The sequence below is a fragment of the Bacillus sp. JJ1532 genome (assembly GCF_036965085.1).
GTDB lineage: Bacteria > Bacillota > Bacilli > Bacillales > Cytobacillaceae > Cytobacillus.
Genome location: NZ_JBALOW010000053.1, coordinates 22,350 through 25,451, shown reverse-complemented (window position 1 = coordinate 25,451; position 3,102 = coordinate 22,350). Strand labels below are relative to the sequence as shown.

At 34.0% G+C, this 3,102-nt stretch carries 3 protein-coding genes; all 3 read right to left on the bottom strand.

Features of this window, described 5'->3' with window-relative positions; translation table 11 throughout:
• Positions 1–161 precede the first annotated feature (161 nt).
• On the bottom strand, positions 162–1,559 hold the full coding sequence (locus tag V7122_RS18315; protein WP_335490811.1) for an NCS1 family transporter: 1,398 nt from the start codon (positions 1,557–1,559) through the stop codon (positions 162–164).
• 538 nt (positions 1,560–2,097) lie between these two features.
• Positions 2,098–2,481 (bottom strand): RidA family protein, encoded by a 384-nt coding sequence (locus V7122_RS18310; RefSeq protein ID WP_335348237.1) that lies wholly within the window; start codon positions 2,479–2,481, stop codon positions 2,098–2,100.
• A 129-nt stretch (positions 2,482–2,610) separates the two neighbouring features.
• Complete coding sequence (locus V7122_RS18305; protein WP_335528107.1) at positions 2,611–2,766, bottom strand: hypothetical protein; 156 nt, start codon at positions 2,764–2,766, stop codon at positions 2,611–2,613.
• Between the last annotated feature and the right edge of the window lie 336 nt (positions 2,767–3,102).

Here is a 3,102-nt window from a genome sequence, read left to right as displayed (position 1 = left end):
GTATATAATTAATTTGTGAATAAGTTCACAATATTTAAAAGGGATTTTTATTCGTTAGTAAAACTTAGCCCAAAGAAGAAGCAGTTGCAATCGCTGTAAAAATGAAAAAAGATTGCCTATAGAGAATAAAATTCTCCAAGGCAATCTTCACTAATCATATTTTATTTTTCAAAAATCGTTCCTTTTTTGAAGCTTGAAGCTTTAAATGCATATTTCGTTAGTAGATAGTAAGAGATACCTGCTACTACTACTCCGATTATCCATGCAAGGTCTACTAATAGGAAGGCAGCGCCTGCACCGATAAACATTGCAATGAGCCCCGCTGGATTAAATCCAGAAAAAGCACCTTCCTCATTGTATAATTCTTTAAGATTTACCTTTTGTTTTCTTAATATATAGTAGTCCACTAATAATATAGAAATAACTGGTCCTAAAAATGCGGAATATATTAGAATAAACATATTAAGACCTTTAGCCGATGACTCCTGTATAAGCAACCATGGAAATGCACCTAATGCAAGCAATCCTGTTACAATTGCAGAAGCTTTATACTTTAATTTTGTCAGCAATGTAATGACATAAGCTGGCGGAATAATATTGGCAACCATATTTGTTGCGATAACCGCGATTACAATAAACACGGATACAAAAACTGAAATATAAGGATTATCAATTATAATTGGGAGTGCTTGTGCAGGATTCGTTACACCAGTCGCAGCTGCGAGCATTGCCCCGATAATGATAACAAAACCATATGATAAGGTAATTGGGATAAAATATAATGATCCACGTTTTTTATCACTCATACCCGTTTTAAGCTCTCTTGAATAATCTGCAGCACTTACAAAGATACCTGCATAATTCCCTAAAAAGACCATAATAAGTCCAAAGAACGGCAAGCCCCATGAGCCTTTAGCTTGTACCCAGTTTTGGGCAATCTCAGTGCTATGCGATGATAAAAGAATTCCGAAAACATAAATTAGTGCTGCCATAAATACTACAGAGGCAACCGTTTCTACCCATTTAATCGCGTGGAAACCGAATAATGAAAGCACAATTTGAATTAGTTGCAGCGCTATAAAACAAACAACGACATTATCGAAAGTACCGCCTGTAACAATCTTCGCGATTTCATTTAAGGCAGTTCCCCCGATCCAGCTTTGAATACCGTACCATACGATGGCGGGTATCCCGCGCAGTAGTGATGATATCACTGTTCCTTTTATTCCAAAGGACATTCTAAGCTGTACAACATATGGTATTCCTTTTTTGTAGCCGAGACGATCATTTAATGCAAAAATGGTTGAAATGATCCCAATTGCGATGATAGCTGCTAAAATGGTTTGAAAAATGTTTAATGTCGCGACACCAGCTACAATTACACTAGCCCCAAGTGTCATATTACCTAAATTAACACCGTCTCCAATCCACATAAAAATATAGTCTTTCGCACTTACTGTCCTATCCTTATCATTTTTCGGATAAAGCGATTCATCGACACCCGCAACATGTTCAATCTGGGTCTCGTTTGTATCGTAACCTTCAATCGTTGTAGACATATTTTATCCCCCTTGTTTTCGTACACCATATATAACAGCATTTGCTATGGCTTTTTAGCTAAAGGTTAACCTAATTACCATAAAATTATTTTTTCCTATTAAAAAGATTGCATCCGTGAATAAAAAATTTCACCCATTTTTCTATATGCAATCTCATTGTTAATAATTTTTCGTTCCACTTAGGTCAACTTATTTTTGCTTTCGAAAACGTTTTCTTTGTTAACAATTCATATTATACATGGCTTTTTTAAGAAGGTCTTTATGACTATTAAACAAAAAATACATAAACAAGCTATATATACTGCATAAACTTTTTTACGATAACATTCTTTTTAGACAATGCATTATTCACTTTGCACAAAGGAAATGCCATTTTCAATTTTAACGCGAAAAACACCGGAATAACTATGTGAAGGTTTGTACATGTTGCACGTATGGAATAGAGTATATATCATTTTTTACACTTCAGTGTACTAAATTCTTAAAAACACAAAATAAAAAGGAGTGATTTTTAGTATCCACTCCTTTTTACATCAGATTATCTTGTTTTTTTAGCAATCATTTCGATCTCAACTTCAGCCCCTAACGGTAAAGCTAACACCGCTATACATGTCCGAGCAGGGAATGGACTGGAGAATTGCGTTTCATATACTTCATTCATTGCCGCAAAATTATTCATATCAGTTAAATAAACATTTACTTTCACTACATCATCAGATGTTAGGCCAGCTACCTCTAATACTTCAAACAGGTTTTTGAAACATTGCTTCGTTTGTTCCGCAATATCTCCAGTAAGATTTTTCGCTGAAATGGAGTTCATTGCCGTTTGACCTGAGAAATAAACAAATTCTCCTGCGTCAATTGCATGTGAATATGGTCCTGATGCTGTTGCACTCTTTGCCTCGTAAGCTTTTCTTGCCATGATATTTCTCCTTTGCTTCTATAATATTAATTCAAATTACAATATTACTAAAAGACTCCGCTCCTTTCAAACATTAAACATGGTATGCAGTTGTAATTCCTAGCATGCACTTTTTCAAATATGTATAAATTACTTAATTAGTTCTTCATTAAAGACAATATCATTTAAAGCAATTTGCAACGTTCCTCTATATTCCGCAGCATGATTAATATTATTTTCAGAGTTTATTAAGCTCTTCACAATTACTGGACGCAGCCCAGTAAATACAGATTTACATCCTATCATGAAAAATGCCTTCAATTATTTTTTTGAAATGAGTGGTCACCTCATCATACATATGTGCCACTCCAGAAAGATCAATAATTAAATTTTGAATTTGACCATATCCAAACTCGCTAAACACTTTATCTTGTATAATAGACATACGTATTTGATTATTTGAACTTATTAAAGGCAAAACACTATTCTCTCTATTAATAGGAATAATAGGAACAGATAAATTTCCAACTAGCTTGCGCTAATTTTCGAGGAGTTCATCCTTGTATTTTGAATAGCTTAAAAAGAAATTCGTAAGAAATTGGTCAATTAATACATTTATTTTCTTCTCCAGCGAATAAAAGG